This window comes from Bacteroides muris (ex Fokt et al. 2023) (assembly GCF_024704895.1).
Lineage (GTDB): Bacteria > Bacteroidota > Bacteroidia > Bacteroidales > Bacteroidaceae > Bacteroides > Bacteroides muris.
On the sequence record NZ_JAMZEE010000001.1, the window covers coordinates 191695 to 217740 of the forward strand.

The window sequence follows — 26046 nt, forward strand, 5'->3', positions numbered from 1 at the left end:
TCTACTTTTGCTGCAGGAAAAATCATAAACTCTTAATAAATAAATCCCTATTATGAAAACAGTCCTCACTACGTTGGGAATCTCCCTTCTTGTATTGGCAGGTTGCGCAGGCCAAAAGCAGGCTGAAAGCAACTTTATCCAAGAAAACATTGATAATGCTGTGGCTCAGGAGACAATTCAGACAGACATTATCGAAAAATCCGGTAAAATCCTTAATCCCCGCACCATTGATAAGGATGGGAACATTGTCTATGTACCTATCGACGATTGGTGTTCCGGTTTCTTTTCCGGTAATATCTGGCATATGTATGAGCTGACCGGCGACCGGAAGTGGCTGCCGTTGGCAGAGAAGTATACCGAGGATTTGGATTCGGTACAATACCTCACTTGGCATCATGATGTAGGCTTTATGATTGGCTGCAGCTACCTGAACGGATACCGTTTTGCGGGTAAGGAAGAGTACAAGCCGGTCATCATACAGACGGCCAAATCCTTGTCTACCCGTTTCCGCCCTGCTGCAGGCGTACTTCAGTCGTGGGATGTAGACAAGGGATGGCAGGCTGAACGTGGCTGGAAATGTCCCGTTATCATTGATAATATGATGAATCTCGAACTGCTGTTCGAAGCTTCCAGACTGTCGGGCGACTCCACCTTTTACAACATAGCCCGGAAGCATGCCGATACGACTATGGCTAACCATTTCCGTGAGGACAACAGCTGCTATCATGTGGTGGATTATGACCCCGAAACCGGTGAAGTCCGTAAGAGACAGACTGCACAAGGTTATGCCGACGAGTCTGCTTGGGCACGTGGACAAGCGTGGGCCTTGTACGGCTACACTATGTGCTATCGCTATACACACGATGCCAGATACTTGGGGCAGGCTGAAAAGATTTGCAACTTTATCTTCAACAACAAGAATCTTCCGGAAGACTTGGTTCCTTACTGGGATTACAACGCCCCCAATATCCCGAATGAACCTCGTGATGCTTCGTCAGCTGCCTGCACGGCATCCGCCCTTTACGAGCTGAGCACTTATCTGCCGGATAAGGGATACAAGGAAACTGCCGACCGGATTATGGAAAGCCTCGCTTCTCCTTCCTACCGTGCCAAGGTGGGTACCAATGGTAACTTCATCCTGATGCACTCTGTGGGTAGTATTCCCCACGGGGCGGAGATTGATGTACCGCTGAACTATGCCGACTATTACTTTCTGGAAGGATTGATGCGTAAAAAAAATCTGGAAAAATGAAAACTCAATTAAATATTTTGTTAGGTGGTTTAGGCTTGTTCGCCTTGCAGGGTTGTAAAGTCCCGCAGGCGGAACAAGCCGTCCGGCCGAATGTCATTTACGTTTTTCCTGACCAATACCGTAACCAGGCGATGGAGTTCTGGGGGCAGGAAGGTTTTCGCGAGAAAGTGAACTTTCGGAATGACCCGGTGCACACCCCACGCTTGAATGACTTTGCCCGGGAGTCGGTGGTGCTGACCTCTGCCATGAGCAATTGCCCGTTGAGCAGTCCCCACCGCGGCTCTTTGCTGACGGGCATGTATCCAAACAAGAGCGGCATTCCGTTGAACTGCAATGCGAGCCGCCCCATCAGTTCACTGCGTGAGGATGCCGTGTGCGTGAGCGATGTGTTCTGCAATGCCGGATACGACTGCGCCTACTTTGGCAAGCTGCATGCCGATTTCCCTACCCCCAACGACCCCGAACACCCCGGACAGTATGTGGAAGAGCGCGTGCCTGCATGGGACGCCTATACACCGAAAGAACGCCGTCATGGATTCAACTACTGGTATTCTTACGGAACTTTCGATGAGCACAAGAACCCGCATTATTGGGATACGGAAGGCCGTCGTCACGACCCGCACGAGTGGTCGCCGTTGCATGAATCGGGCAAAGTGGTGTCATACCTGAAGAATGAGGGGAACGTACGCGACCCGAAAAAGCCTTTCTTCATCATGGTAGGCATGAATCCTCCCCATAGTCCGTACCGTTCTTTGAACGACTGTATGGAAGAAGATTTCAATCTCTATAAGGACCAGCCTCTGGACAGCTTGCTCGTCCGTCCGAATGCCGACTCCAAGATGCCCAAGGCAGAGAGTGTACGTTACTACTTTGCTTCTGTGACGGGTGTTGACCGTGCTTTCGGTCAGATACTCGATGCCTTGAAGGAACTCGGACTGGACAAGAATACCATTGTCGTGTTTGCTTCCGACCATGGAGAGACCATGTGCAGCCAGCATACGGAAGATCCGAAGAATTCCCCATACTCCGAGTCTATGAACGTTCCTTTCCTGGTTCGTTTCCCCGATAAGATTACCCCCCGCGTGGACGACCTGATGCTTTCCTCGCCGGACATCATGCCTACCTTGTTGGGCCTTGCCGGTCTTGCCGACTCCATTCCGGCCGAGGTGCAGGGACGCAATTATGCACCGCTTTTCTTCGATGAAAAGGCAGATATTGTACGTCCTACCGGTGCTCTCTATATTCAGAACCTGGATGGTGAGAAGGATGCGGAAGGTATGGTCTGTTCCTATTTCCCTTCATCGCGCGGCTTTAAATCGGCGCGCTATACGCTGGCGCTCTACATTGACCGCGAAAATCATAAACTGGTCAAAAGTTTGTTGTTTGACGATGAAAAGGACCCGTATCAGATGACTAACCTTGCTTTGGAAGAAAACCAAGAAGTCGTAAAAGACCTTTGCGCAGAGATGGGCAGAGTATTGAAAGAGATTGATGATCCTTGGTATAAGGACGGTATCTTGAAGGATATGATACCTTATTGATTGGATATGTCAAAATACACAATCACTGCAGGAACACACAGATTCTATTTTCAGACAAAAGAACAGAAGAACAAAAGAGAGAAAAATATGTTCTTTTGTTCTTCTGTTTAAAACTTACCCCAATCTGTGTAATGTTGTGGTGAGTTATGATATCTTCGTTATTTATTCAGCTTCCATTCGCTTCCGTCCTTACCGTCCTTAATCTCGAAACCGAGTGCGGTGAGTTCATTACGGATTTTATCGGATGTAGCCCAATCTTTGTTGGCTTTTGCTTTTGAACGCTCTTCCAATAGCATGTCCACTACTTTGCCGAAGGCGGCTTCACGCTCTTCGTTGGAGGCGTTGCCTTCTTGTAATCCTAAGATGTCGAAGCAGAAAAGATAGAAGGTTTCCTTCAATTCTTTCAGGTCTTCGGTTGTGATGGAATCGTTTCCTGCCAGAATATTGTTTACCATCTTGGCGCCGTCGAAGAGGTGGGCGATGACAATCGGTGAGTTCAAGTCATCATTCATGGCTTCGTAACACTTGGCACGCAGAAATTTCACGTCTATGGTAGAGATTGAAGCAGGGGTAATCTTGTCCAGTCCATGTACGGCATCCATCAGTCTTGCCAGCCCTTTTTCAGCAGCTTGTAGAGCTTCATTGCTGAAGTCTACCGTACTGCGGTAGTGGGCTTGCAGGGTGAAGAAGCGAATGGTCATTGGGCTGTAGGCTTGCTCCAGCATGGGGTGTGTGCCTTTGAAGAGCTCTTCCAATGTGATAAAGTTACCATAAGACTTACCCATTTTCTGTCCGTTCACGGTCAGCATATTATTGTGCATCCAATAATGTACCATATCTTCCCCTTGGGAAGCTACGGATTGTGCAATCTCGCATTCGTGATGCGGGAAGATAAGGTCCATGCCGCCGCCATGAATGTCGAAGTGCTCGCCCAAGTATTTCTTTCCCATGGCTGTACATTCGGCGTGCCAGCCGGGGAAGCCGTCGCTCCACGGGCTGGGCCAGCGCATGATGTGTTCCGGTTGCGCACATTTCCAGAGGGCAAAGTCTGCGGGGTTGTGCTTCTCGCTCTGTCCGTCCAGTTCGCGGGTTGTGTTGAGAACATCATCCAGGTTGCGTCCGGAGAGCTTGCCGTAGTGATGGTCTTTATTGTATTTTTCTACATCGAAATAAACGGAGCCTTCACTTTCGTAGGCATATCCGTTCTTCAAAATCTCCTTTACAAGTTCTATCTGCTCGATGATGTGGCCGCTGGCATGCGGTTCAATGCTGGGCGACAGCACATTCAATGCATCCATTGCCTTGTGGTAGCGATTGATGTAGTATTGCGCCACTTCCATTGGCTCCAGTTGCTCCAGACGTGCTTTCTTGGCAATCTTGTCCTCTCCTTCGTCGGCATCGTGCTCCAGATGGCCCACGTCGGTAATGTTGCGGACATAGCGCACCTTGTAGCCGATGTGCGTCAGGTAGCGGAATAGCAGGTCGAAAGTGATGGCAGGGCGTGCATGTCCCAAATGCGGGTCACCGTACACGGTCGGTCCGCAGACATACATGCCTACATGCGGTGCATGCAGCGGTACGAACAGCTCTTTTTTTCTATTTAAAGTGTTGTAAATGGTCAGTTGATGTTCCATAACAGTTGATTATTAGTTCTTTTAGGAGTACAAAGGTATAATAAATCTGTGAAAATCTATAATGATATTCTGTTTTATAAGAGTAAATGCAGCGGATTTCACCTTCGTTTATTACTTTTGTATCCATGAAGTCAGATAAACGTGTATTGCTTGGCATGAGTGGCGGTACGGATAGTTCCGTGGCCGCCATGAGGTTGCAGGAAGCCGGTTATGAGGTGACTGGCGTGACTTTCCGTTTCTATGAGGCAGGGGATGAAATCGGGTATCTGGAAGATGCACGGGCTCTGGCCCTGAAGCTGGGGATGAAACACATCGCCTATGATGCACGCGAGCTTTTCCGTTCGCGTATTATCCGCTATTTTGTGGAAGAGTATCTGAGGGGGCGTACTCCCGTTCCTTGCACAGTATGCAATAATGAACTGAAGTGGGCACTGTTGGCTAAAATAGCCGATGAAAAGGGGATTTATTGGATTTCTACCGGACATTATGTGCGCAAAGTCTTGTCTGGAGGAAAGTATTACATAGCTCCTGCCGCAGATAAGGATAAAGACCAGACCTTCTTTCTGTGGGGGTTGAAGCAGGATATTCTGCGGCGTATGTTGCTTCCGATGGGAGATATTACGAAAAATGAGGCGCGCTCGTATGCGGCGGAGCGTGGTTTCGGGCAGGTGGCTGCGAAGAAAGACAGTATAGGTGTGTGCTTTTGCCCTTTGGATTACCGTTCCTTTTTGAAGCGTGAAGTCCCCGAAACACTATTACCCGGTAAAGGTAGATTCGTCGATGAAAAGGGAGATTTTCTAGGATGGCATGAGGGGTATCCGTTTTATACCGTAGGGCAACGTAGGGGCCTGGGCATCCATTTGAACAAAGCTGTTTTTGTGAAAGAGACAAGAGTGGAGACCAATGAAGTCGTTCTAGCCCCGCTTTCTTCTCTCTACAAGCAGGAAATGTGGCTGGGAGAGTGGAACCTGGTGGATAACAGTCGCGTGCTGGGTGCAGACGAGGTTATTGTGAAGATACGCTATCGTAAGCAGGCAAACCACTGTAAGGTAAGTCTCACAGTGGAGGGACTGTTGCATGTCCGCCTGTTAGAGCCGCTGGAATCTATTGCACCGGGGCAGGCAGCGGCTTTCTATGATGAAAGTGGGCTGCTGCTGGGCGGTGGAATTATTTTGTGATAAAATCTACCTTCATATTTTGTTATTCGTTCAGCTTCAGCATCTCCTCTATATACTCCCTTGTATTGCTGAGCCGGGGCACCTTATGCTGCCCGCCGAGTTTACCCTTGCTGTCCAGCCAGTCGTGGAAGAGGTTGGGACGGGCGACGATGACTTCCAGCGGTTGCAGCGCCAGATTATTCTGCCTTTTAGCTTCGTAGTCGGAGTTCACCTCTTTCAGGGTGTCGTCCAATACTTTGGCGAACTTCTCCAGGCTGTCCGGCATTTGTGCAAACTCTATCAGCCACTGGTGGCGGCATTTGGCATGCTTGTCCATAAACACGGGAGCAGCAGAGTAATCCACTACCTGTGCACCGGTCTCGGCACATGCCCTGGCAAGTCCTCTTTCCGCATTATCCACAATCAGCTCCTCGCCGAACGCGTTGATAAAGTGCTTGGTGCGTCCGGTGATGACGAACTTATAGGGATTCTTCGACGTGAACTTCACCGTATCCCCAATCATATATCGCCACAACCCGGCAGAAGTGGAGATTACCATGGCGTAGTTCTTGTTCAGTTCCACCTCTTCGAGGCAGAAAGTGTTCGGATTCTCCTTGCCTACATCTTCCAAGGGAATGAATTCGTAGAAGATTCCGTAGTCGATCATCAACAGCATAGAAGGGTCTGCAGGGTCGTTCTGCGTGCCGAAGTAACCTTCGGATGCGTTGTAAGTCTCTACATAATGCATCTTGCTGCTGCGGATGACATCTTTGTATTGCTCGCGGTAGGGAGTGAAGGCAACGCCGCCGTGGAAGAATACCTCCAAGTTGGGCCATATTTCCTCGAGGCTCTGTTTTCCCGTCTTTTCCAGTATATGCTTGATGAGTACAAGCATCCAGGACGGTACTCCGGAAAGGTTGCTGACATTTGCATGGATGGTTTCGCGGGCTATAGCCTCCATTTTGGGCTCGAAGTGCTCCATCAAGGCCGTTTGTTTGCGGGGTACGCGGACAAAGTTTACCAGCGGGTTGATATTTTCTATGAGGATGGCGGAGAGGTCGCCTACAAGACTGTGGTTGGTGTTCAGGTTGGGAGCGTGGCTGCCTCCAAGGATAAGCCCTTTACCGGAAAAGAAACGACTTTCAGGATTCTGCCCCAGATAGATGGCAACGGCATCCCGGCCTCCCTTGTAATGCGTATCGTGCAAGGACTCCCGGCTGACGGGCAGGAACTTACTCTTGTCGTTGGTGGTACCCGATGATTTGGCAAACCAACGTATTTCCGAAGGCCAAAGCAGATTCTGCTCACCGGCACGCAGGCGGGTTACATAAGGTTTTACTTCTTCGTAAGTTTGTATGGGAAGGCGCTTCTTGAAATCTTCATAAGTACGGATAGAGGCATAGTCGTGCTTCTTTCCCCACTCCGTGTTTGCCGCTGTCCGGACGAGACGTTGCAGTACAAGCTGTTGCAATTCACCTGCATGGCTGGTGTATTGTTCGATTTCTTTCAGACGGGGAGCAAAATATACCTTATTCAGAAACTGTGTAATATTCATCGTTCTTTGTGAAATCTTATTTTAAACCGCAAAAATAATCTTATTTATCGGCATCTCTATCTTTTTTCTCTTTTTTTTCTATCTTTACGGACCTATAGAACAATAATTCAAACAAAAATATCATGAGAATAGGTATTTTGACTTCAGGAGGCGACTGTCCCGGCATCAACGCTACCATTCGCGGTGTATGTAAAACAGCTATCAACCATTATGGAATGGAAGTAATTGGCATTCACAGCGGTTTTCAGGGGCTGCTGACCAAGGATGTGGAGTCGTTTACCGAAAAATCCTTATCCGGTTTGCTGAACTTGGGAGGTACGATGCTCGGTACTTCGCGCGAGAAGCCCTTTAAGAAGAACGGCGTGATGTCCGGCGTGGACAAACCGGCACTGATAGCGCGGAATATCGAAGAGATGGGGCTTGATTGTGTAGTCTGTATCGGCGGGAACGGTACGCAGAAGACAGCCGCCAAACTCTCTGCTATGGGGCTGAACATTGTGTCTGTACCTAAAACCATAGACAACGATATTTGGGGAACTGATTTCTCCTTCGGATTCGATTCTGCCGTCAGCATTGCTACAGATGCCATCGACCGGCTGCACAGCACGGCCAGTTCGCACAAACGGGTGATGGTGATTGAGGTGATGGGGCACAAGGCAGGTTGGATAGCCTTATACTCCGGTATGGCAGGTGGTGGTGACGTGATTCTGATTCCGGAGATTCCCTATAATATTCACCGCATAGGAGAAACGATTCTGAATCGGCTGAAGAAGGGAAAGCCTTACTCCATCGTGGTGGTGGCCGAAGGCATACAGACGGACGGGCGGAAGCGTGCGGCCGAATACATCGCTCAGGAGATAGAGTATGAAACGGGTATTGAGACCCGTGAGACTGTGCTGGGTTATATTCAGCGTGGCGGCTCACCCACACCTTTTGACCGTAACCTTTCCACCCGCATGGGAGGACACGCCACGGAGCTCATTGCCAACGGGCAGTTCGGACGGATGATTACCCTGAAAGGCAATGAAATCTCTTCCGCGCCGTTGGAGGAAATAGCCGGCAAGCTGAAGCTGGTGACAGCAGACAATGACTTGGTGGTGCAAGGACGCAGAATGGGAATCTGCTTTGGATAAAGTATGGCTTCCCTTTATTAAAAGTACGGTCTCCCTTTTATTAAAGAAAGCTTCTTGAAAGATTGTGCCGCTCCTGCTCTATAGGAGTCGGCTTTCTTTTACCTTTATATCATCCGGCTTATGTTTTACCGAATGCATGATGTAGAATACTATGCTTAAAGCCAAAGCAATGTTGATGGCCACAATGGATATATTTCTGATAGCAATGTCGGTAATGAGAATACGACATAATATAGAGCATAGGATGGCCGGAAAAAGCCATCCTCCAAGTCTTTTCAAGGTCGGTTTAGCTACGTAAATTCGTTTGGAAACAAACAATCCGATAAGGTTTCCGCTCATCGTGAACATAGTAGCAATAGAACAAGAAAACAGCCAATTATACTCTTGGCACAAAAGGAGTGTAGTGAATCCTGCAATGACCAATAGAAAAGATAGCAGGGGGATGATTAATTTTTTATTCATGGCTCTGTACTATTTGTGGAATCTTCAGAAACAGGAACTGTTTCGTCTGTATCGGGCGTCTCGTCAGGAACAGTGGTAGATGATGTGGCAACATCACATGCCCATGTTTGAAAAACTAACCAACCAATAGCAACAACGACTCCTACTCCCATACTGGCTGTTGATGCGGCGGTTGACCATATTATACCTGATAATCCTAAAGCCAAATTGCATCCCCAGTTTTTCGTTTTTGTATTTATTAGTTCAATGCCTTCATAGATTTCGACAACCTCACAAGTTTCATTGGTGTTGTTGATTATTGCTTTGAAAATGGGAATATTATCCTGATCTTTACATATGAATGATGTTTCATTGGTAGTGCTTACTGTTTGATTATATTCTATAATCAAACAACTTTCAATAGTATCGTTCTTTTTGTAGAATGCCATTATGTTATTGGCATCTGTAACATTACGAACCACTATCATGGTTTCATCAGAATTTGGATTGGGACATACAATTTCTTGAGTTGTAATGTCATAGATGTCCGTTGGCTCAAATGGTGTTGTTGGTGATGAGTTTCTAGTCAGAGTTTTTTGCCCCAAATAATCCAATATTTGTTGCTGTAACGTTGAACTGTTTACTTTTTCATAGGTTTTGTACTCTTGAATCTCGTCATTTATGTTCAGGTTGTTTGAACATGAGAACAGGAAACTGCATAAAATGAACAAAAAGGAGGCTTTACTTTTCATAATGTTTTGTTTTTTAAGTTTATTAATAGAAAAAGAATTGTTAATTAAAAAAGCCTATTTTGAATTTTAATAGAAAATTTCCTGTTGCAGACTTATAATTTTTAAATCAATGAAACTTTCAATTTGATAGTGATAGTTTTTATTCGGATTTAAAGTTAATATTTGATGTCTTAATGATCTGCTTACAATATACGGAGAATACATGTAATATACAAACAATGATATTTTTTTTTAAAAAAATAACACTGTTTAGGCTGATCTGTCTTTTGTTTTCGCAAATCGTTTTTTATTCGTGCGTAGGTAATTCGGAAGTATCTTCTGATTCTGTAGTAGGCGATGTTGTGTTCTCCACCGTATGGTTCCGTTCCTTTGCAGTCAGAATCTCCTCCTTGAAAGCCTCGTCTTCTTTGAGTTTCTTCAATGCTATCTGTGCGGCATTCTGTTGTGACTCTTTTTTGGAATAGCCTGTACCAGTACCTGCCGAGAGCCCTTCGATGCGGACTTCGGTGTGGAACATAGGATTGTGCTCTTCGTCAATAAATTGCTCGATAAGCTCGAATGACACCTCCATTTTGTTTTTCTGGCTCCATTCGATGAGTTTTGACTTGAAGTTGACCTCTTTGCGAGACATCTTGTCGAGGTCGATGTAGTTTTGGAAAATCTTCTTTTCCATGAACTGCTTGCAACGGTCGTAGCCCTGGTCCAGATAAATGGCGCCGATGAAGGCTTCGAATGCATTGCCGTACATGTAACTGTTGTGGGATGAGGAGCGGGTAGAGTATTTCACCAGTTTGTCCAGTCCGATTTCCACGGCCAGTTTGTTGAGCGTTTCGCGCTGTACAATTTTAGAGCGGGTGTTGGTAAGGAAACCCTCGCGGCGTCCTTCAAAGTGGCAGTATACAATGTCTCCTACAATAGCGTCGAGGATGGCATCTCCCAAAAATTCAAGCCGTTCGTTATTAACAGGGCGTCCTTTTTCGGAACGCAGGGAGATGGATTTATGCAGCAAAGCCTGCTGGTAAACCTTGATGTCACGTGGGAAGAAGCCGAGAATTCTGTAGAAACAAAAATAAGACTCTCTATCCTTGCGGAACAAGAGCCTTATTTTGTCTATTTGGTTACGTAACACGACTTTATTATTCTGCGTATTTCTTAAATATGACACACGCATTATGACCACCGAATCCAAAAGTATTGGATAAGGCTACGTTCACTTCGCGCTTTTGTGCTTTGTTGAACGTAAAGTTCAGGTCATAGTCGATGTTTTCGTCATTATCACCCTCTTCGTGGTTGATAGTCGGAGGAACAATGCCATTCTTGATGGCGAGGATGCTTGCAATGGATTCTATTGCGCCGGCAGCGCCCAGCAAGTGACCGGTCATGGATTTTGTCGAACTGATGTTCAACTCATACGCATGTTGTCCGAATACCTCTTTGATTGCTTTTGCTTCCGAGATATCACCTACAGGAGTAGATGTACCATGAACATTGATATAATCTACCTCTTCGGGTTTCATTTCTGCATCTTCCAATGCATTGCGCATCACTAATTTGGCTCCCAAACCTTCGGGATGAGAGGCTGTCAGGTGATGAGCGTCGGCAGACATTCCTACGCCGGCAACTTCCGTATAGATTTTGGCACCGCGTGCCTTGGCGTGTTCCAGTTCCTCGAGAACAAGGCAACCACCACCTTCACCCATGATGAATCCGTCGCGACTTGCGCTGAACGGGCGGGATGCGGTTTCGGGAGAATCGTTGCGGGTTGACAATGCATGCATGGCGTTGAAACCGCCTACACCGCAAGCAGCGATGGCTGCTTCCGAACCACCGGTGACGATGGCATTGGCCTTACCCAGACGGATGAGGTTGAATGCATCGGCAATGGCATTTGTAGAAGTGGCGCATGCAGAACAAGTCGCGTAGTTGGGACCATGGAAACCGTACATGATGGAAATCTGTCCGGCAGCAATGTCCGAAATCATCTTGGGGATGAAGAACGGATTGAACTTGGGACCCATTTCCTTGCCGTTCAAGGCATAGTTGCCTGCTTCTTCTTCGAATGTACGGATACCACCGATACCGGCGCCGAAGATGACACCGATTCTGTTTAAATCCTCATTTTCGACGTCAAGCCCAGAGTCACCTACCGCTTCTTTGGCTACTGCAATGGCATATTGTGTATACAAGTCCATCTTGCGGGCCTCTTTGCGGTCCATATATTTGGTAGCATCGAAGCCTTTCACTTCGCATGCAAACTGAGTCTTGAAAAGTGATGCATCGAAATGAGTAATAGGTCCTGCTCCACTAACCCCATTCACAAGGTTTTCCCAGAATTCGGGAACGCTGTTGCCAATGGGAGTAATGGCGCCAAGACCTGTTACTACAACTCTTTTTAATTCCATGTTATAAACGAATGGATAAGATTACTTAGCGTGTTCTTCGATATAAGATACAGCATCACCTACAGTACCAATCTTTTCAGCCTGGTCGTCGGGGATAGAGATACCGAATTCTTTTTCGAATTCCATGATAAGTTCTACAGTGTCAAGAGAATCAGCTCCCAGATCGTTGGTGAAGCTAGCTTCGTTAGTAACTTCTGATTCTTCTACGCCCAATTTATCGACAATAATCGCTTTCACTCTTGATGCAATTTCAGACATAACTTTAAGTTTTTAATTAATAATTAGTTTTATTTCTTTAAATTTGCGGTGCAAAGGAATGAATATTTATCATTCCGCGCAAATATTTGATGAATTAAATACATCTTTTTGCACATTTTTCACGGTTTTGTGCAGCATTTGGAGGGGTTATGAGAAGAAATATCGCGGTTTTAGCGTCGGGAAGTGGTACGAATGCCGAGAATATTATCCGTTATTTCCGGGAAAAAGGTTCGGCACGTGTGGCTCTGGTTCTGACTAACCGGCAGAATGCGTTCGTTTTAGAGCGTGCAAAGCGTTTGGGAGTGCCTTGTGTCTGGTTTGCCAAGAGCGATTGGGAAAGTGGAGAGCTTGTTTTGTCGACGCTTCGCGAGTATGAAATTGATTTTGTGGTATTGGCAGGATTCCTGGCACGTGTGCCGGACAATATTCTGCATGCTTATCCCAATAAAATGATAAATATACATCCTTCGCTGTTGCCCAAGTTCGGTGGAAAGGGAATGTACGGCGACCGTGTGCACGAGGCGGTGATTGCTTCCGGCGAAAAGGAAAGCGGTATTACCATCCATTATACGAATGAGCATTATGACGAAGGTGGCATTATCTGCCAGCAGAAGTGTCCCGTCCTGCCGGGCGATACGCCGGAGGAGCTGGCGCAGCGCATCCACCGGCTGGAGTATGAATACTATCCGAAGGTGATAGAGGGGTTGGTGTAAGACCTGTCTACCAGCGCTTTATTCATTAAAGTTGGTGCAAAATCATAGTGCGTGGTACGGTAATGGTAAGAGCGGGTTGCATCTCTAAATGTATGTGCTACTTTGGGATATAAGTGTAAGCTTCTTTTTCTCTTCGTAGCGGGTAGTCTCCCCGCAATTTTTCAAATTGTTCGGGATGTGTTTTCAGTGCTTCGCTGTCCCTTCTCGGGTCATACATTTGCAGATATGCTTCTGCCGGGCTGCCGGCGGTAATAATCGGGTTCCGGGGTTGGGGGGGAGCGATGCGGTAGTCGGCTTTGATGTGAAAGAAACGGCAAAGGGCATCCAGGGACATACGGGTGGCATTGGCTTTTCCGTCGGCTGAATAACCGGCTATATGGGGAGTTCCAAGGAACACTCTATTTAATAAGGTAAGATTGATATCAGGCTCATTCTCCCATACATCAATGATGGCATCGGAAATCAGTCCGTCTTCTAAGGCATTCAGGAGCGCATTGGTTTCAATCACCTCTCCACGTGAGGTATTGATAATGACGGGACAGCGTTTTAATGACCGGAAGAAAGTATGGTCTGCCAGATGTAATGTCTTGTATGGCCCTTCCTTATATAAAGGTACGTGGAAGGTGAGGATATCACATTCTGCTGCGAGTGCTTGCAAGGAACTGAAATCGCCCTCTCCTTCCTTGTCTTGCCGGGGCAGGTCATTCTTCAGGACACGCATGCCTAGTTCTTGCCCTACTTGGGCTATTTTGCTACCCACATTGCCTACGCCGATGATGCCTAATGTCAATTCGGACAGTTGTACTCCTTTGAGCTGTTGCAGTAACAGCAGAGCTGATTGCACGTATTGGGCTACGGATGCAGAATTACATCCGGGGGCGTTGGTCCAAGCGATGCCTGCTTCACGGCAATATTCCGTATCTATATGGTCGAAGCCTATGGTAGCGGTGGCAATGAAGCGGACTTTACTGCCTTCCAGCAATTCCTTGTTGCAGCGGGTGCGGGTACGTATAATCAGTGCATCGGCATCTTTTACCAACTCCGGAGTGAAGTCTCTGCCGGGGGCGTAAACCACGCTGTCGGCTATCTGTTCGATGGCTTCTTTAATGAAAGGTATTTTGTTGTCAACAATGACTCTCATAATGCTGCTGTTCTTTTCGACGATTTTCCATCGTGCGAAGATACGACTAATCCGTCAAAGTGGCTAAGTAATGCCCGGAAAATAATTTGGCTCTTTCCGTTTTTAAGTTTGCATTTCTGCCCTCACCGCTCTCACTCTTTTCTTCAACTTCCCTATTCATCGGCATTGCAGGGGTGGGTGAGAGCAATCGAAAAGGGTGAGGGTAAATTTTGCTCTCACCCGTGTTTTCTTCTGTTCCGCATCCTTCTTTCTTCTGTTGCATCCTTTTCATTCTTTCGTTTTACTTTTGGATTCTTCAGCAGCCCACGTTAGTGAGCCGTGATGTTCACTTGAGTGAACTAAACAGCTCACTAGTGTGGTTGAATTGGTTCATAACAGTGGGCTGATGATGAATAAAGTAGTTTTCGGGAAGGAGATAAGGTGTTTGAAGGATAAAGCAATGAGCCAGTACGGATTGGGCAATGGGGATGTGTCCGACTCCGTACTTGGTTTTTGTAACAGACGGCAAGTGATTCTCATTTCAAGTTTCGTACATTGTTGAATTTGTCAGTTAATAAGATTTTAGTTAACAAGTTTACGAAAGAGAAAAGTTTGCCACCAATTCTCACAGAAAATAACTTGTGTCGGACATATTGAGGCTCTGGATAGAGGTTACTAATTCCTTGAAGATGGAATTATGTGAATGAATTTTTAGATTATTGAAATTCAGGAATAGTTGTTGATGCATTATTAAAAAATGTGGATGATATCTTTTGTTTGTTTTATAAAATTGGTTGTATTTACAAAATATTATTAATATCTTAAAATCAAATGTTATGAAAAGGAAAGAATTTATTGTGCTTGTAATGCTTCCTCTATGGTTGTTCTCTTGCAATCAAGATAATGACTTGTTAGAAAACAACTTTGCTGAGTTGGCTAATTATGATGTGATTGCTGGAAAAGTAACTTCTGAATCAGATGATTTAGGAGATGAAAATGTTATTGGTGTACTTAAGTTTACTTATAAGGGGAGAAACTTATGTTTCTGATTGCGTGTTTGGTGATGGGTTTCAAATAAAGGATGAAAGCATCAGAAGTATTTTTGATAAATTAAATAATATTCCTAATGTAGCTATAGAAATAAAGCCGGACTTTTCTGTTGAATTCTATGACTCTAAAGAAGAATTGGATTATGCCTATGAATTGAGAAGGCAGTATCCTCTTACAAGGGCGGAGTTTGCTCCCGATGGCTCATATATAAGAAATTTTGAATTGCGACTTTGGGAACATGCTAAGGGGCGTAAGAAAGGTGGAAAGTATACACATTTTTATTCAAATGGTATACAAGGAAATCAGTCTCCTGCTCCTGCAGGATTTAATGAAGCTTACATGACTAGAATAGGATTTAATAATAATATCTCTTCTTGTCAGATGTGGGGAGAAGTGCATATGACTAATTCTATGGGGTGTCAGTCGGGCCAATATAAGAGCGTAAGAGTTACATTCTATGATGGTGATTTTACCGGAAAAACTTTGACTTTTGATGATGTTACCGTGAAGAAAACATATTCAGAAAGAGATTATTTTAGTAGTTTTGGATTCAATGATTTGACAAGCTCTTTCACAATATCATATTATTAAATACAATTGAATGTATTTTTTCTCTAACCATTCAATTTTGAAAGAATTGAATGGTTAGAGAAAAATAGACTATAATGATTTGCTGCTTCCTCGTGCAACTACGCTACGCAATTGATGGCGAAAAAAACCGAATTGTTCTGTGAATTTGCAACCGTATTCTCTTAAAATATTGGGGACAACGATGTTGTCATTTCCATGATAAGTGCAAATGGCAAACTGTAAATTACAATTTTCGAACAAATTCTTGCTTCCTTGCAGGGCGTACCGTTCAGCTCCTTCAATATCCATTTTAATAAAAAGCTGTTTTTTATCTTTATCTTGAAAAAAAGTATCAAGGGTTATTTCTTGTTCTGAATTATTATTACTTACATATTTGGGTATGATACTTACTTTGTCTTTCCAAGGTTCAAAGGTTGCATTTAATGCTTCTATCCATAATGTATCTTGCTCAAAAAGGTATATATGGGAAGCTTTTTCAATGACTTCGAGTGAAGTAAATCCTTCTGCACTTCCGACATCGACAAATGTTTTCCCTTTTACTTCCTCTATACTGTCAAGGTAGTGGTGTGGAGAACGTAAATCTTGCTCCATGGTCAATACACGATAGCATTTTTCAATCTTTTCCACTGGGATATTCTTTTTGAAGTATAAACGGTGTCCTTGCTTGTTTAGGACGTAATGCATTTTTTTTCTTTATCTTCTTGTACGGGAAATCTCATTTGTTCATATTCCTCTTTGAATTCAAACAAATGTCGTGCGTAGCCGTTTGACTTTATATATTGGTAGTATTTAAGGTTGGGAGAGTCTGCATGGAAGAGTTTGCAAAAACAATAAGGTATTGTTCCATAAATAAATTTCTTAAAAGTGCTTTTTAATGTATTCATAATGAAGGGATAAATTGGATTATAAGTGGTAAAGTTCGCCTTTTTTCGGGAGATGGGCAGATATTTCCCATCTTATTATTTATTCCGGAGCAAATTTGTCATTTTAATTAAAAAGAATAGGCTGATAAGTTGCTATATGAGGATTATCTTGTACATTTGCAGCTGAAACTTTTTAGAGATGAGAATAGGATACGACGGAAAACGGGCTGTGCAGAATTTTACGGGATTGGGCAATTACAGTCGGTATGTGGTGCAGTCATTGTCAGCCTTTGCTCCGGAAAACGAGTATTGGCTGTATGCTCCGGTGCATCGTGAAAATCAGCAACTTTCGTCGATGGTGGCCGAAAGCCGGGGAACGGTATCGGTACATTATCCGTCTCATTGGCTCTGGAGAGGAATGACTTCGTTGTGGCGTGTGGGAGGCATACGCAGGACTTTGAAACGGGACAACATACAGCTGTTCCACGGACTGAGTAATGAACTTCCCTTGACCATCCACAAAGTGCGTGAGGTGAAGAGCGTGGTAACCGTTCACGACCTTATTTTCCTGAGGCTTTCGCATTGTTTTTCATTGATTGACCGCTTGATATATAACTATAAATGCCGCTATGCGTGCAAGCATGCAGACCATATTATCGCTGTGAGCGAGTGTACTAAGCGTGATATCGTGCATTATTACGGGATTCCGGCCGACCGGATTTCCGTCATCTATCAGGGATGCAACCCGTTGTATGCCTGCCGTGCCGATGAAGAGAAACGCAGGGAAGTGAAGCGGAACTACCGGTTGCCCGAACGCTATGTCTTGTCGGTGGGCACCATCGAAGAACGTAAGAATACACTGGCCATCGTGCAAGCCTTGGAACATCTGCCCGATGAACTGCATTTGGTTCTGGTAGGGAGACCCACGGCCTATATCCATCAGCTGAAAGAGTTTATGGCAAAAGCCGGATTGCAGGACCGGGTACACTTTCTGCACGGCATCCCTTCAGACGATTTGCCTGCCATCTATCAGTCGGCCGAGACTTTTGTATACCCATCTGTTTACGAAGGCTTCGGCATTCCTATTCTTGAGGCTTTGTATTCCGGCATTCCGGTGGTTGCGGCAACCGGCTCTTGTCTTGAAGAGGCGGGGGGAAAGCATTCATTGTATGTGAGTCCTCACGATACAGAGGGATTGGCGGCGGCGATTACCCGTACACAGAAGCCTTCGGAACGTGCCATCATGATTGAAGAAGGGCTGAAGTGGGCACAGAGGTTCACGCAGGAGCAGATGGCGCGGGAGACGATGGAGTGTTATCGGAGGGTGCTGGGCGAGAGTTGAGTGTTGATCATTATATAGAACCATCGTATGAAGAAAGTTTTGACAGTAGGGGTTTTCGACCTTTTGCACATTGGCCACATAGAGCTGTTCCGAAAGGCAAAGGCGCTTGGCGACTATTTGATAGTGGCCGTGCAGGACTCCGACTGTGTCTTTCAATTTAAACCGGATGCCAGTCTGGTATATTCAACAGAAGAACGATGCTATATGGTTAGTGCTATCCGCTATGTAGATGAAGTGGTGGTCTATCGAAACGTGGGTGATATTGTGGATGAAGTGGATTTCGACCTGTTTGCCAAAGGCCCCGACCAGTCTCATGCGGGATTTCAGCGCGTAGTAGATTATTGTGGCGAGAATGACAAAGAAGTGGTTGTCATGGCCCGTACGGAAGGAATCTCCTCTTCAGAATTGAAGGACCTGATTAAATGTATGAAGTGATGAATATCAAAGACATAAAGATAGAAAGATGGCGAATTACGATATAAGACCTCTGCAACTTAGGCTGCTGGATATCCTGATGGCCATTGATGCGATGTGCCGTAAATACAATCTTAAGTATTATCTGGTAGACGGCTCTCTTATCGGTGCCGTACGCGAGAAAGGCTTTATTCCCTGGGATGATGATATGGACATCTGCATGCCCCGCGAAGATTACGAGAAGCTGATTGCGCATAGCCGGGAATGGCTCCCTGCTCCGTACGAGTTTGTCTGTTTTGAGAATGACCCTGAATATCCGCTTCATTTTGGCAAGGTGCAGGATGCAAGTACCACGTTGATAGAACGTCCCCATTTGTATTATTTGGGCGGGGTGTATGTGGATGTGTTTCCCATTGACGGGGCACCGGAAGGAAAACTCGCGCAGCGGTTTTACGACATTAAGTACAAATACCTGAAGAAGGCGCTCTATTTCCTTTTTCGCAACCCTTATCGTCACGGACACGGACCTTCGTGCTGGCTGCCCTTGCTGGTGCGCAAATGCTATACGTTGCCGAGGTTGCAGATGAAGATAAAGCAACACATGATGCTTTATGATTTGCGTACAAGTCGCATAGCTGCTGTTAACCATAATGATGGACTGGGCAGTATGGTTGATAAAGAGAAAGTATTGGGGGAACCTACACCTATAGAATTTGAAGGAAAAACAGTTATGGGCATGAGGGATAACGATGCTTATCTGACGCAGTTGTTCGGTGATTATATGACTCCCCCTCCTGAGGGCAAGCGTCATCAGCACAACTTTCATTTTATGGACTTGAATCTGCCTTACCGGGAGTACAGGAAATGACTTACCTCCGTGTCTGGCCAACGGTCAGAACAGTTTCTTATAAAAGCGTTTGGCTTTTTTCCTTTTTTCAAATTTACCAAGTGCATCCATTACCTGCTTCGTGCTTTGTGCAACATCCCAGCCACGCAAGGAGGCATATTCCTCTGTGATATATTGCAGCAAGTCTCTCCTGTGGGTGATTCTCTTCAGGTTCTCCAGACATTCTTTGGGTGAAGCGGAAGCCTTGAAGGTGGAACGGTTGGTATCGATGACGGTGAAGTGATACTTCCCCGCCTCATCAATGTGATAAAGAATGTTGCTCAGATTGGGGTCTCCGTGGAAGAATCCTTTTTGATGCATGGATACGAAAAAAGCCGCCAGAACAGAAGCCGCCCGCTTGTCGAATGCTTCTTCTTTTACCAGTAGCGGATAGAGCGGCGGGTAATGGCATACGCCGGAGATGAAGTAGCCGGTATGGAACAGCCGATACTTTTTGCATTCAATGCATGCGATGCCTTCGGGAGTGTCTATCCCGATTGACTCTAACTTCTGGGCATATAAGAATGCTCTTTTTGCTTTGCTCTTCCGCCAGAAAGTATAGGCCAGCCGTTGGATGAGGTTCGGTGTCTTGTATCGTTTTACAATCCATTCTTTATCATCGTTCTTGAATCTTTTGACCACATTGCGGCTGGCGTATATGGTTTCTCCTTCTGTTCCGAATTTCTCCGGCAGATTGGAGACAAATTCGAATGCCGATTGGTATTTGGGCTGGATGAGAATCTGCATACAGTTATTATTGGTTGGTGGTTTGCAGAAAAGCTATGGCCTTTTCCGCTGCTTGTTTGAAATAGAATCCTTTGGATATCCTGTCACTCATTCTCAATACATTGTTTCTCATCTCGCGGTATTCTTCGACAGTAATTGAAAGGAGTAATCGGTTCAGGTCTTCCAGTTTGCCGATACATAATCCCAAGCGGTTGCTTTGCACGAAAGGTGCCAAGGCAGCTCGCTCCCAGATAATGACGGGCAGTCCGCAACGAATGTATAGTGAGGTCTTGTGCGGAGTGTTGAACTGGAGGTACTCTCCGAAGTCTCCACAGCAGGTTTCTACGGAATCTCCGTCCCATACAAGGCCGAAATCCCCTTCTACGGATTCGATTAGCGTGTCGGACTGTACGAACCCTTTTATGCGAAAATGCTCCCTGCCTTTTGCCTCTTCCAGAAAGAATCCGCTGCCATACAAGTTTACGGAATATCCTTCTATCTTTTCTCCCCATGAGTAAAGGAAGGCATTTTTTCGTCGGCTGAGTGCTCCGGCATATACAATCTGGTAGGGGGGGGATGGCAACTCCTTGTGTGCGTCCGGCCGCGCTACCGATAAATAATCCCATACTCCCAGATGGCCGACAGGTATCTGGCAATGTCGGTCCTTTATCCATTGCTGCATGGCGGGATTGGTCGCGATGATATAGTCGGCATGTTCCAGTCTCTTTATTTCTTGGGAAACTGAGAGCTTTTTGCGACGGAAAGAACCCAAGTCGTGTATGAGTATCACTATCTTGCAGCCTTTGAAATGGGCGACGTTGCAGATGAAGCTGAAATACTTCTTTAGGGGATATTGCAGGAAGAGTATGTCTCCTTTTCTTAAACAAACTAATGCTTTCAATACTCCAGAAAGTGTCAGTACAAATGATACGATGACGTGGGGAGAGAAAGTACGTTTGAGTCCGATGTTTCTGAATCCCCATCCCGCCATTAAATCTTCCATATCCGTTTTGGCTTTGTAGCCGGAACTGGAGACTCCTTTGTAGTTACGAGACAAATAACATATCATGGTTTTTTGCTGATTACTGATTCTACTTTTTGTATGATACTTTGGACTTTTATCTGCGTTAAGCAGGCATAGTCGTCTCTGAGGCAAGGCTTGTTGCCGAAAATGGAACAAGGGCGGCAGGGTAAGTCTTCTGTTTGTATCGCATTTCCGGCGGTTTGTCCCCATCCCATAAATCCGGCAAAAGGATGCGTCGCTCCCCAGATGGAAATCACGGGAGTGGCAGTCAGCGAAGCCAAGTGCATGTTGGCCGAGTCCATAGATACCATTACTTTCAAATGGCTCATCAAGGCTAGCTCTTCGTCCAGTTTCAGTTTTCCTGCCAATGACAGCACATTGTTGTATGCTTTACTCCATAGCTCTAATTTTTCCGTTTCGGTTTTTCCTCCTCCGAACAGGAATATTCTCCAGTCTTTGTGAGATGAAGCTTCCTCTATCAGTCGGGCAATGGTGGTGTCGGGCAAAGTCTTTCCCCGATGTGCTGCGAAAGGGGCAATCCCTATCCAATGTTTGTCGTCGGGCATTCCGGTGACGGATTGGAACAGGGAAATGGCACCTTTTCCTTCGCTGTAGATGGAACAGAAAGTCGGTTCTATGGGATAGCCCAATTTGTCGAGTACTTCTTCATAACGGATAAAGGAGGAAGGAAGTTGTCTCAGCTCCTTGTGCTTTGGTTTCACCAGTTTTCTTTTTTCCTTACGGCCTTTGTCGATGTGTGCTATTTTTGCTCCCGAAAAAATGAAAAGCATCCGTAATATTTGGGTGCGCAGCACGTCATGAAGGTCGGCCACGGCATCATAATGCCTCTCTTTTTTCAGTTCGCGGAACAGTCGAAACAACCCTCCCAGTCCTTTATATCGGTTTACGTCAACTCCCCGAAAGTGCACGTTAGACGGTGCTTCGGCAAACAAAGGTTGCATGAACGGTCTGCTTAGGACTGTGATATCCAGTTCCGGATATTGTCGGGCCAAGGAGTCAATGACCGGTACTGTCATCGCCACATCGCCTAATGCCGAAAATCTGATAACCAAGAGTTTCATTTCCTGCCGTAAAGAACCGGATTCAAACTTGGGTCATTGTACATCTTCATCTGTTTGTAGACCTTCATGTATTTGCTTCCGGCTTCAATGTCTGCAATCAGTTGGTCGATGGCGGTAGATAAATCATGCCGTTGCTCCAGCAGAATGTTCAGTTTGGCTTCGCACTGCGCATGATGTTCGGCGGTAGTCTCCGTACGCTCCACTTCCTGGCGCATGTGATGTATTTTCAATGCCAGGATGGAAAGTCGGTCGATGGCCCATGCCGGGCTTTCGGTATTGATGGTAGCGTCCGGTTTTACTTGGATACTCTTGTATTTGTCCAGAAAATAGCTGTCTATCAGTTCCACCAGATCCGTGCGGTCTTGGTTGGACTTGTCTATTCTTCTTTTAATCTTCAAAGCTTCTGAAGGCTCGATATTCGGGTCGCGGATGATGTCTTCCAGATGCCACTGTACGGTATCTATCCAGTTCTTCAGATACAGATAGTACTCAATGCTTCTCAGCTCGTAAGGATTTTGAATAGGAGTGTCCACATGGTCTTCCTTGTGATAGTCAAGAATAGACTCTGTAAATATACGATTGCTAAGTGTTGTAAAGCTCATAACTTCAAAGATTAAATGATAAACTATGATTTATTGAATGACAAAGCTAAGCAAACTTTCCTATATATCCAATTATTGTTGGGCTTTTTGTGTTGTCCCCGCACGGCTCTTTCATTTGTAGTAGTTATCGGGAACTTTAGCTATTCCCGTTTCAATCATTAATGAAAAACATCCGAAGTGTAAAGGATAAAGTTGGAAGATATAAAGAGGAAGAGGTTTTTCCAGCTTTGGTCTTTCTATCCCAAACCTTGGGATAGAAAGACCAAGGCTTGGGATACATGTCCGTAAGCTGAGGATAAACCTTGCGCAACATAACTCCTTTAAATGAAAGAGCCGTGCTGCCCCGTCTTCTTGACAGCGCGTTGCCGGAGTTTTTCTACTTTGGCTGGGAGAGGTAATCGAAGCGAATCATCCGGTCGGAAATATCGTATGCTTTTTGGGCGAACTCGGCTTCCGCCGGGGTGGGCTCTTCACCTACCACCTCCATTTGGGGGCTGATGGCGAATCCTTTCTTGCATGGGTCGAGGATGCTTTGTCCCAATCCGCTCCAGTAGTAATCATCCAGTTGGAGCAGGTTCAGTAAGGTGGGGTACATATCGATTTGTCCCATCACTTTATCATAACGCATGCCTATCGGAGAGTTTACTATGATGAAAGGGGTGAATGTCTTGTCGGATACGATGCCCTTGCCACCGGGTGCGTTGCACAGTTCTTCGCGGTAGGCAGCCAGTCCTTCGTGGTCGCCGGTGATGACGATAAGGGTCTCGTCGTATTGCGGGAGTGTTTTCAGGTACTCCACGAATTTTCCTATCGCCTTGTCCGTATAGCGTGCAGTGGTCATGTAGTCGTTCATTTTCTGTGGAATGGCCGGAGAGAAATGAATCTCTTTCAATTCTTCGGGCAATTTGAAGGGAGCATGGCCGGAGTAGGTCACCAGCTGCATGTAAACATTCTCCCCCTTCTTCCAGATTTCCCCCTTCTCTATTTTTTGGCGGCATTGCGCCAGGAAGGAGCCGTCTCCGGTACGTTTGTGCGTGCCGAAGGCTTCTGCCAGTTCAAAGTCATGATAAGCAATGATGGTGTCAGTCCCGAAGCTGTAGGCTATCACGCCCTGGTTCCAGGTCGATACTTTATCAATGGTCAGGAGGTAGTTGCGCGAGTTCTTCTGCTGATGCATGGCTTTTTGCAGGGTTCCGTAGGTGTGGTCCGGATATTGGCTGCTGTATGTGCCGCTGTTGATAGGCAGCATGCCGGCGCAAAGCAACAGCTGTGCATCAATGGAACGCCCTCCTTTCACTTGCGTCAGCACGCGGGGAGCGTATAAGGTGGTGGAGTCTTGCAGCAGTTTGTTGAGATATGGAGTAATCTCTTGCCTTTCCACTTCCCTTTCGAGTACCCAGCTTTCCAAAGATTCTGCCAGAATGACGATGCAGTTGTTGCGGATTCCGATACGTCCGGCCAAAGGGTGATGTCCGGGTTTCTGGCTCAGCCACTCCTTTATCTCTTGCTGTATCTGTGGGGTGGCCTCCTGCTTCTGGTTGATGAGGTCATAGCATAGGCTTCCGAAGACGGTATACATGGAAGTGGTGCTTGCACACAGATAGGCTTTCTGGCGGACGGTGTTGTATGCTTCCTTGAATCCTCCTTTGGCCAGGGTGGTGATGGCAAACAGCAGAATACCGATTCCCAAAGCTCCTCCGTAATACTTGTATGATGTTCTTCCGGCGGTATTTCTTTTGTAATGCCAATAAAGGGGGATACCGGCAATGGTAGATAGAGGGAAGAAGATGTCGTACCAGCGGAAGGAGTCGTAAACGCTTCCGGTGAAATCGGCGAGGTTTCCGGAAAGTCCATAGCTGTTAAGTGGGATGGCAGTATAGTAGGTGCGGAAATACATCAGGTTGACAATCAGAAGTATATCCAGCAAAAGCATGATGACTATCTCTGTTTTCCAGAGCCGGAAGAACTTATAGGGGACGAGAAGTACGAGGGTGGCTATTATTTTGGTTGCATAAAATTCGATGGTAGAGAATGAAGCGAATGTGGTGGGTATGCTCCAGATGAAATCGAATAGCAGGAATTTGAAAAAAATGGTGATTCCGAACAAAAGAGTCACTTTATCTGTTGCCCCTTGTTGACTGTCGGAGCAATGAAAAAGATTTCTTTTCATAAAATAGTATTTTTAAAATATTGGGGTGCAAAGATAGATATTTTAGAGAAGAAAAAGCTTCATAAACAGCAACTTTTGGAGAAAAGTTGATAAAAGTCATTTTTTTTCCCGGATTGATGCAGTATATGCAGAATTCTTGTATTTACTTTGCAGACGTTTAAAGCAAAGAAAACAGAATTGTAACAAACTAAGGGCTGGACTTTATTGTTCTATTGGTAATTTGAGGTGACGATTGTGTTGTTGCCGTGATATTTTGAGTGTATGAAGAAGCATTATTTATTTTTCGTTTCGGTAGCCTATTCCTATCCTATACTTCGCCCGCTTCAAGACGAAATCAGGCGTAGAGGGGATGATGTTGCATGGTTTATCGAGCCAGACTGCCCAGTGCTGTTGGCCAAGGATGAGAGGTGGCTTCAAACTGTTCAGGAAGTGATGGATTATCAGCCTATTGCCGTGTTTGCGCCGGGCAACTATATTTATGATTTCTTTCCGGGAGTGAAAGTTTCCCTTTTCCATGGCTACCCCATCAATAAGCGTGGCGATGAAAAGGATGACCATTTTTCTGTTCGCGGATGGTTTGATGTCTATTGCACGCAAGGAGAAACGAGCACTCTTCCTTTCAAGGAACTTGAGAGGAAATACGGCTTCTTCAAGGTATACGAGACGGGCTGGTGCAAGGCGGATACTTTCGTGAAGGAACGTGCGCATATTCCTCATAATGCACGTCCGGTAGTCTTCTACTCCTCCACGTTTACAAAAAATATTACTTCCGCCCCTCATCTGTTTGATACCATCAAGAGACTGGTACGCGAGAAGAACTGGGATTGGATTATTTCGTTCCATCCGAAATTCTCGGATATGGAAGTCCTCAAGAAATACAAGGAACTGGCCGCTTCCTGCCCCAATATTACTTTCCACGAGAGTGGACTTGTTGATGCCAAGCTGCTGAACAGTGCGGATGTGTTGTTATCCGATGCTTCGTCTGTGATTGTTGAGGCAATGATGTTGGACAAACCGGTTGTGACCTATTGCAACACCATGCCGGGAGCTCATTTGCTGAATGTCACTGACACGGATGCTGTAGAGGGAGCGATAGAAAAGGCCATTTCCCGTCCGGCGGAACTGATGGAACGGATGCGTGCTTATGTGCACAAGCATGAAGCCCATCTGGACGGTGAGTCCTCTTCACGGGTACTGGATGCCGTAAACAACTACATCTGGTATTTTCAAGGTAAGACCAGAACCAAGCCCTGGAATCTGGTGCGTAAGTTTAAATTGCGATGGCGGGTGGGCTATCCGTTGATGGCCACTTTGCGGTTGTGGTAATTGTCATAGCTT

The 26046-nt window shown here is 45.8% G+C and carries 26 protein-coding genes; 11 read left to right on the forward strand and 15 right to left on the reverse strand.

Annotated features, from left to right (window positions below; all coding sequences use genetic code 11):
- Positions 1-52: 52 nt before the first annotated feature.
- Complete coding sequence (locus M1B78_RS00600; protein ID WP_257939602.1) at positions 53-1252, forward strand: glycoside hydrolase family 88 protein; 1200 nt, start codon at positions 53-55, stop codon at positions 1250-1252.
- A complete protein-coding gene (locus tag M1B78_RS00605; RefSeq protein ID WP_257939603.1) occupies positions 1249-2793 on the forward strand; it encodes a sulfatase family protein in 1545 nt (514 codons plus the stop codon). The genes M1B78_RS00600 and M1B78_RS00605 overlap by 4 nt, the downstream gene beginning before the upstream one ends.
- Before the next feature lie 158 nt (positions 2794-2951).
- Here the strand turns inward: M1B78_RS00605 and cysS are convergent, their stop codons facing one another.
- Complete coding sequence (cysS, locus tag M1B78_RS00610) at positions 2952-4427, reverse strand: cysteine--tRNA ligase (RefSeq protein WP_257939604.1); 1476 nt, start codon at positions 4425-4427, stop codon at positions 2952-2954.
- 125 nt (positions 4428-4552) lie between these two features.
- Between cysS and mnmA the strand changes: the two genes are divergently transcribed.
- Complete coding sequence (mnmA, locus tag M1B78_RS00615; protein ID WP_257939605.1) at positions 4553-5605, forward strand: tRNA 2-thiouridine(34) synthase MnmA; 1053 nt, start codon at positions 4553-4555, stop codon at positions 5603-5605.
- Between the two features lie 22 nt (positions 5606-5627).
- Here mnmA and M1B78_RS00620 read toward each other — a convergent pair whose 3' ends face one another.
- Positions 5628-7139 carry a GH3 auxin-responsive promoter family protein gene (locus M1B78_RS00620; RefSeq protein ID WP_257939606.1) on the reverse strand — a complete coding sequence of 504 codons (1512 nt, stop codon included), beginning with the start codon at positions 7137-7139 and terminating at the stop codon, positions 5628-5630.
- 122 nt (positions 7140-7261) lie between these two features.
- Between M1B78_RS00620 and M1B78_RS00625 the strand changes: the two genes are divergently transcribed.
- Positions 7262-8272, forward strand: coding sequence for an ATP-dependent 6-phosphofructokinase (locus tag M1B78_RS00625; protein ID WP_136008688.1), 1011 nt, complete (start codon positions 7262-7264; stop codon positions 8270-8272).
- A 78-nt stretch (positions 8273-8350) separates the two neighbouring features.
- Here M1B78_RS00625 and M1B78_RS00630 read toward each other — a convergent pair whose 3' ends face one another.
- The 5 genes from M1B78_RS00630 to M1B78_RS00650 all read right to left on the reverse strand — a co-directional run bounded on the left by M1B78_RS00630 (position 8351) and on the right by M1B78_RS00650 (position 12125).
- Complete coding sequence (locus M1B78_RS00630) at positions 8351-8734, reverse strand: hypothetical protein (RefSeq protein WP_257939607.1); 384 nt, start codon at positions 8732-8734, stop codon at positions 8351-8353.
- Positions 8731-9465 (reverse strand): hypothetical protein, encoded by a 735-nt coding sequence (locus tag M1B78_RS00635; RefSeq protein ID WP_136008686.1) that lies wholly within the window; start codon positions 9463-9465, stop codon positions 8731-8733. Before M1B78_RS00635 ends, M1B78_RS00630 begins: the two co-directional genes overlap by 4 nt.
- Before the next feature lie 286 nt (positions 9466-9751).
- Positions 9752-10594, reverse strand: coding sequence for a ribonuclease III (gene rnc / locus M1B78_RS00640; RefSeq protein ID WP_246866850.1), 843 nt, complete (start codon positions 10592-10594; stop codon positions 9752-9754).
- A gap of 7 nt (positions 10595-10601) precedes the next feature.
- Complete coding sequence (gene fabF / locus M1B78_RS00645; protein WP_257939608.1) at positions 10602-11867, reverse strand: beta-ketoacyl-ACP synthase II; 1266 nt, start codon at positions 11865-11867, stop codon at positions 10602-10604.
- Between the two features lie 21 nt (positions 11868-11888).
- Entirely contained in the window at positions 11889-12125 is a 237-nt protein-coding gene (locus tag M1B78_RS00650) for an acyl carrier protein (protein ID WP_004291965.1), read from the reverse strand.
- 149 nt (positions 12126-12274) lie between these two features.
- Between M1B78_RS00650 and purN the strand changes: the two genes are divergently transcribed.
- Complete coding sequence (gene purN / locus M1B78_RS00655) at positions 12275-12838, forward strand: phosphoribosylglycinamide formyltransferase (protein WP_257939609.1); 564 nt, start codon at positions 12275-12277, stop codon at positions 12836-12838.
- 97 nt (positions 12839-12935) lie between these two features.
- On the opposite strand, the gene pdxB is transcribed toward purN, so the two are convergent.
- Positions 12936-13979, reverse strand: a complete 1044-nt coding sequence (gene pdxB / locus M1B78_RS00660) for a 4-phosphoerythronate dehydrogenase PdxB (RefSeq protein WP_257939610.1) — start codon at positions 13977-13979, stop codon at positions 12936-12938.
- Between the two features lie 46 nt (positions 13980-14025).
- On the reverse strand, positions 14026-14241 hold the full coding sequence (locus tag M1B78_RS00665; RefSeq protein WP_117866436.1) for a hypothetical protein: 216 nt from the start codon (positions 14239-14241) through the stop codon (positions 14026-14028).
- Between the two features lie 553 nt (positions 14242-14794).
- Here M1B78_RS00665 and M1B78_RS00670 point away from each other — a divergent pair.
- Positions 14795-15007, forward strand: a complete 213-nt coding sequence (locus M1B78_RS00670; protein WP_257939611.1) for a hypothetical protein — start codon at positions 14795-14797, stop codon at positions 15005-15007.
- On the forward strand, positions 14949-15599 hold the full coding sequence (locus tag M1B78_RS00675; protein WP_257939612.1) for a hypothetical protein: 651 nt from the start codon (positions 14949-14951) through the stop codon (positions 15597-15599). Before M1B78_RS00670 ends, M1B78_RS00675 begins: the two co-directional genes overlap by 59 nt.
- A 69-nt stretch (positions 15600-15668) precedes the next feature.
- Here M1B78_RS00675 and M1B78_RS00680 read toward each other — a convergent pair whose 3' ends face one another.
- Positions 15669-16226 carry an FkbM family methyltransferase gene (locus tag M1B78_RS00680; protein ID WP_257939613.1) on the reverse strand — a complete coding sequence of 186 codons (558 nt, stop codon included), beginning with the start codon at positions 16224-16226 and terminating at the stop codon, positions 15669-15671.
- Between the two features lie 435 nt (positions 16227-16661).
- Here M1B78_RS00680 and M1B78_RS00685 point away from each other — a divergent pair, with 435 nt between their 5' ends.
- Genes M1B78_RS00685 through M1B78_RS00695 form a run of 3 tightly spaced genes read left to right on the forward strand, consistent with a single transcriptional unit; the run spans position 16662 to position 19086 of the window.
- On the forward strand, positions 16662-17804 hold the full coding sequence (locus M1B78_RS00685) for a glycosyltransferase family 4 protein (protein ID WP_257939614.1): 1143 nt from the start codon (positions 16662-16664) through the stop codon (positions 17802-17804).
- A gap of 27 nt (positions 17805-17831) precedes the next feature.
- Positions 17832-18239 carry an adenylyltransferase/cytidyltransferase family protein gene (locus tag M1B78_RS00690; protein WP_257932275.1) on the forward strand — a complete coding sequence of 136 codons (408 nt, stop codon included), beginning with the start codon at positions 17832-17834 and terminating at the stop codon, positions 18237-18239.
- Positions 18240-18267: 28 nt separating this feature from the next.
- Positions 18268-19086, forward strand: a complete 819-nt coding sequence (locus tag M1B78_RS00695) for a LicD family protein (protein ID WP_257939615.1) — start codon at positions 18268-18270, stop codon at positions 19084-19086.
- A gap of 24 nt (positions 19087-19110) precedes the next feature.
- Here the strand turns inward: M1B78_RS00695 and M1B78_RS00700 are convergent, their stop codons facing one another.
- The 5 genes from M1B78_RS00700 to M1B78_RS00720 form a co-directional block, all read right to left on the reverse strand.
- Positions 19111-19851: a lipopolysaccharide kinase InaA family protein gene (locus tag M1B78_RS00700; RefSeq protein WP_257932277.1), complete on the reverse strand. Its 741-nt coding sequence runs from the start codon at positions 19849-19851 to the stop codon at positions 19111-19113.
- A gap of 7 nt (positions 19852-19858) precedes the next feature.
- Complete coding sequence (locus M1B78_RS00705) at positions 19859-20899, reverse strand: galactofuranosyltransferase (protein ID WP_257939616.1); 1041 nt, start codon at positions 20897-20899, stop codon at positions 19859-19861.
- On the reverse strand, positions 20896-21936 hold the full coding sequence (locus M1B78_RS00710; RefSeq protein ID WP_136008669.1) for a glycosyltransferase family 9 protein: 1041 nt from the start codon (positions 21934-21936) through the stop codon (positions 20896-20898). Before M1B78_RS00710 ends, M1B78_RS00705 begins: the two co-directional genes overlap by 4 nt.
- A complete protein-coding gene (locus M1B78_RS00715) occupies positions 21933-22538 on the reverse strand; it encodes a DUF4254 domain-containing protein (protein ID WP_136008668.1) in 606 nt (201 codons plus the stop codon). Before M1B78_RS00715 ends, M1B78_RS00710 begins: the two co-directional genes overlap by 4 nt.
- Before the next feature lie 376 nt (positions 22539-22914).
- Positions 22915-24708, reverse strand: coding sequence for an LTA synthase family protein (locus tag M1B78_RS00720; RefSeq protein ID WP_257939617.1), 1794 nt, complete (start codon positions 24706-24708; stop codon positions 22915-22917).
- Between the two features lie 261 nt (positions 24709-24969).
- On the opposite strand from M1B78_RS00720, the gene M1B78_RS00725 reads away from it, so the two are divergent.
- Positions 24970-26034, forward strand: coding sequence for a CDP-glycerol glycerophosphotransferase family protein (locus M1B78_RS00725; RefSeq protein ID WP_257939618.1), 1065 nt, complete (start codon positions 24970-24972; stop codon positions 26032-26034).
- Positions 26035-26046 lie beyond the last annotated feature (12 nt).

Excerpts from the sequence above, each read along its gene's own strand:
- M1B78_RS00600 (WP_257939602.1), top strand. The coding sequence starts at position 53 with ATGAAAACAGTCCTCACTACGTTGGGAATCTCCCTTCTTGTATTGGCA.
- M1B78_RS00605 (WP_257939603.1), top strand. The coding sequence starts at position 1,249 with ATGAAAACTCAATTAAATATTTTGTTAGGTGGTTTAGGCTTGTTCGCC.
- cysS (WP_257939604.1), bottom strand. The coding sequence starts at position 4,427 with ATGGAACATCAACTGACCATTTACAACACTTTAAATAGAAAAAAAGAG.
- mnmA (WP_257939605.1), top strand. The coding sequence starts at position 4,553 with ATGAAGTCAGATAAACGTGTATTGCTTGGCATGAGTGGCGGTACGGAT.
- M1B78_RS00620 (WP_257939606.1), bottom strand. The coding sequence starts at position 7,139 with ATGAATATTACACAGTTTCTGAATAAGGTATATTTTGCTCCCCGTCTG.
- M1B78_RS00625 (WP_136008688.1), top strand. The coding sequence starts at position 7,262 with ATGAGAATAGGTATTTTGACTTCAGGAGGCGACTGTCCCGGCATCAAC.
- M1B78_RS00630 (WP_257939607.1), bottom strand. The coding sequence starts at position 8,734 with ATGAATAAAAAATTAATCATCCCCCTGCTATCTTTTCTATTGGTCATT.
- M1B78_RS00635 (WP_136008686.1), bottom strand. The coding sequence starts at position 9,465 with ATGAAAAGTAAAGCCTCCTTTTTGTTCATTTTATGCAGTTTCCTGTTC.
- fabF (WP_257939608.1), bottom strand. The coding sequence starts at position 11,867 with ATGGAATTAAAAAGAGTTGTAGTAACAGGTCTTGGCGCCATTACTCCC.
- M1B78_RS00650 (WP_004291965.1), bottom strand. The coding sequence starts at position 12,125 with ATGTCTGAAATTGCATCAAGAGTGAAAGCGATTATTGTCGATAAATTG.
- purN (WP_257939609.1), top strand. The coding sequence starts at position 12,275 with ATGAGAAGAAATATCGCGGTTTTAGCGTCGGGAAGTGGTACGAATGCC.
- pdxB (WP_257939610.1), bottom strand. The coding sequence starts at position 13,979 with ATGAGAGTCATTGTTGACAACAAAATACCTTTCATTAAAGAAGCCATC.
- M1B78_RS00665 (WP_117866436.1), bottom strand. The coding sequence starts at position 14,241 with ATGCAACAGAAGAAAGAAGGATGCGGAACAGAAGAAAACACGGGTGAG.
- M1B78_RS00670 (WP_257939611.1), top strand. The coding sequence starts at position 14,795 with ATGAAAAGGAAAGAATTTATTGTGCTTGTAATGCTTCCTCTATGGTTG.
- M1B78_RS00675 (WP_257939612.1), top strand. The coding sequence starts at position 14,949 with ATGAAAATGTTATTGGTGTACTTAAGTTTACTTATAAGGGGAGAAACT.
- M1B78_RS00685 (WP_257939614.1), top strand. The coding sequence starts at position 16,662 with ATGAGAATAGGATACGACGGAAAACGGGCTGTGCAGAATTTTACGGGA.
- M1B78_RS00690 (WP_257932275.1), top strand. The coding sequence starts at position 17,832 with ATGAAGAAAGTTTTGACAGTAGGGGTTTTCGACCTTTTGCACATTGGC.
- M1B78_RS00695 (WP_257939615.1), top strand. The coding sequence starts at position 18,268 with ATGGCGAATTACGATATAAGACCTCTGCAACTTAGGCTGCTGGATATC.
- M1B78_RS00700 (WP_257932277.1), bottom strand. The coding sequence starts at position 19,851 with ATGCAGATTCTCATCCAGCCCAAATACCAATCGGCATTCGAATTTGTC.
- M1B78_RS00705 (WP_257939616.1), bottom strand. The coding sequence starts at position 20,899 with ATGATATGTTATTTGTCTCGTAACTACAAAGGAGTCTCCAGTTCCGGC.
- M1B78_RS00710 (WP_136008669.1), bottom strand. The coding sequence starts at position 21,936 with ATGAAACTCTTGGTTATCAGATTTTCGGCATTAGGCGATGTGGCGATG.
- M1B78_RS00715 (WP_136008668.1), bottom strand. The coding sequence starts at position 22,538 with ATGAGCTTTACAACACTTAGCAATCGTATATTTACAGAGTCTATTCTT.
- M1B78_RS00720 (WP_257939617.1), bottom strand. The coding sequence starts at position 24,708 with ATGAAAAGAAATCTTTTTCATTGCTCCGACAGTCAACAAGGGGCAACA.
- M1B78_RS00725 (WP_257939618.1), top strand. The coding sequence starts at position 24,970 with ATGAAGAAGCATTATTTATTTTTCGTTTCGGTAGCCTATTCCTATCCT.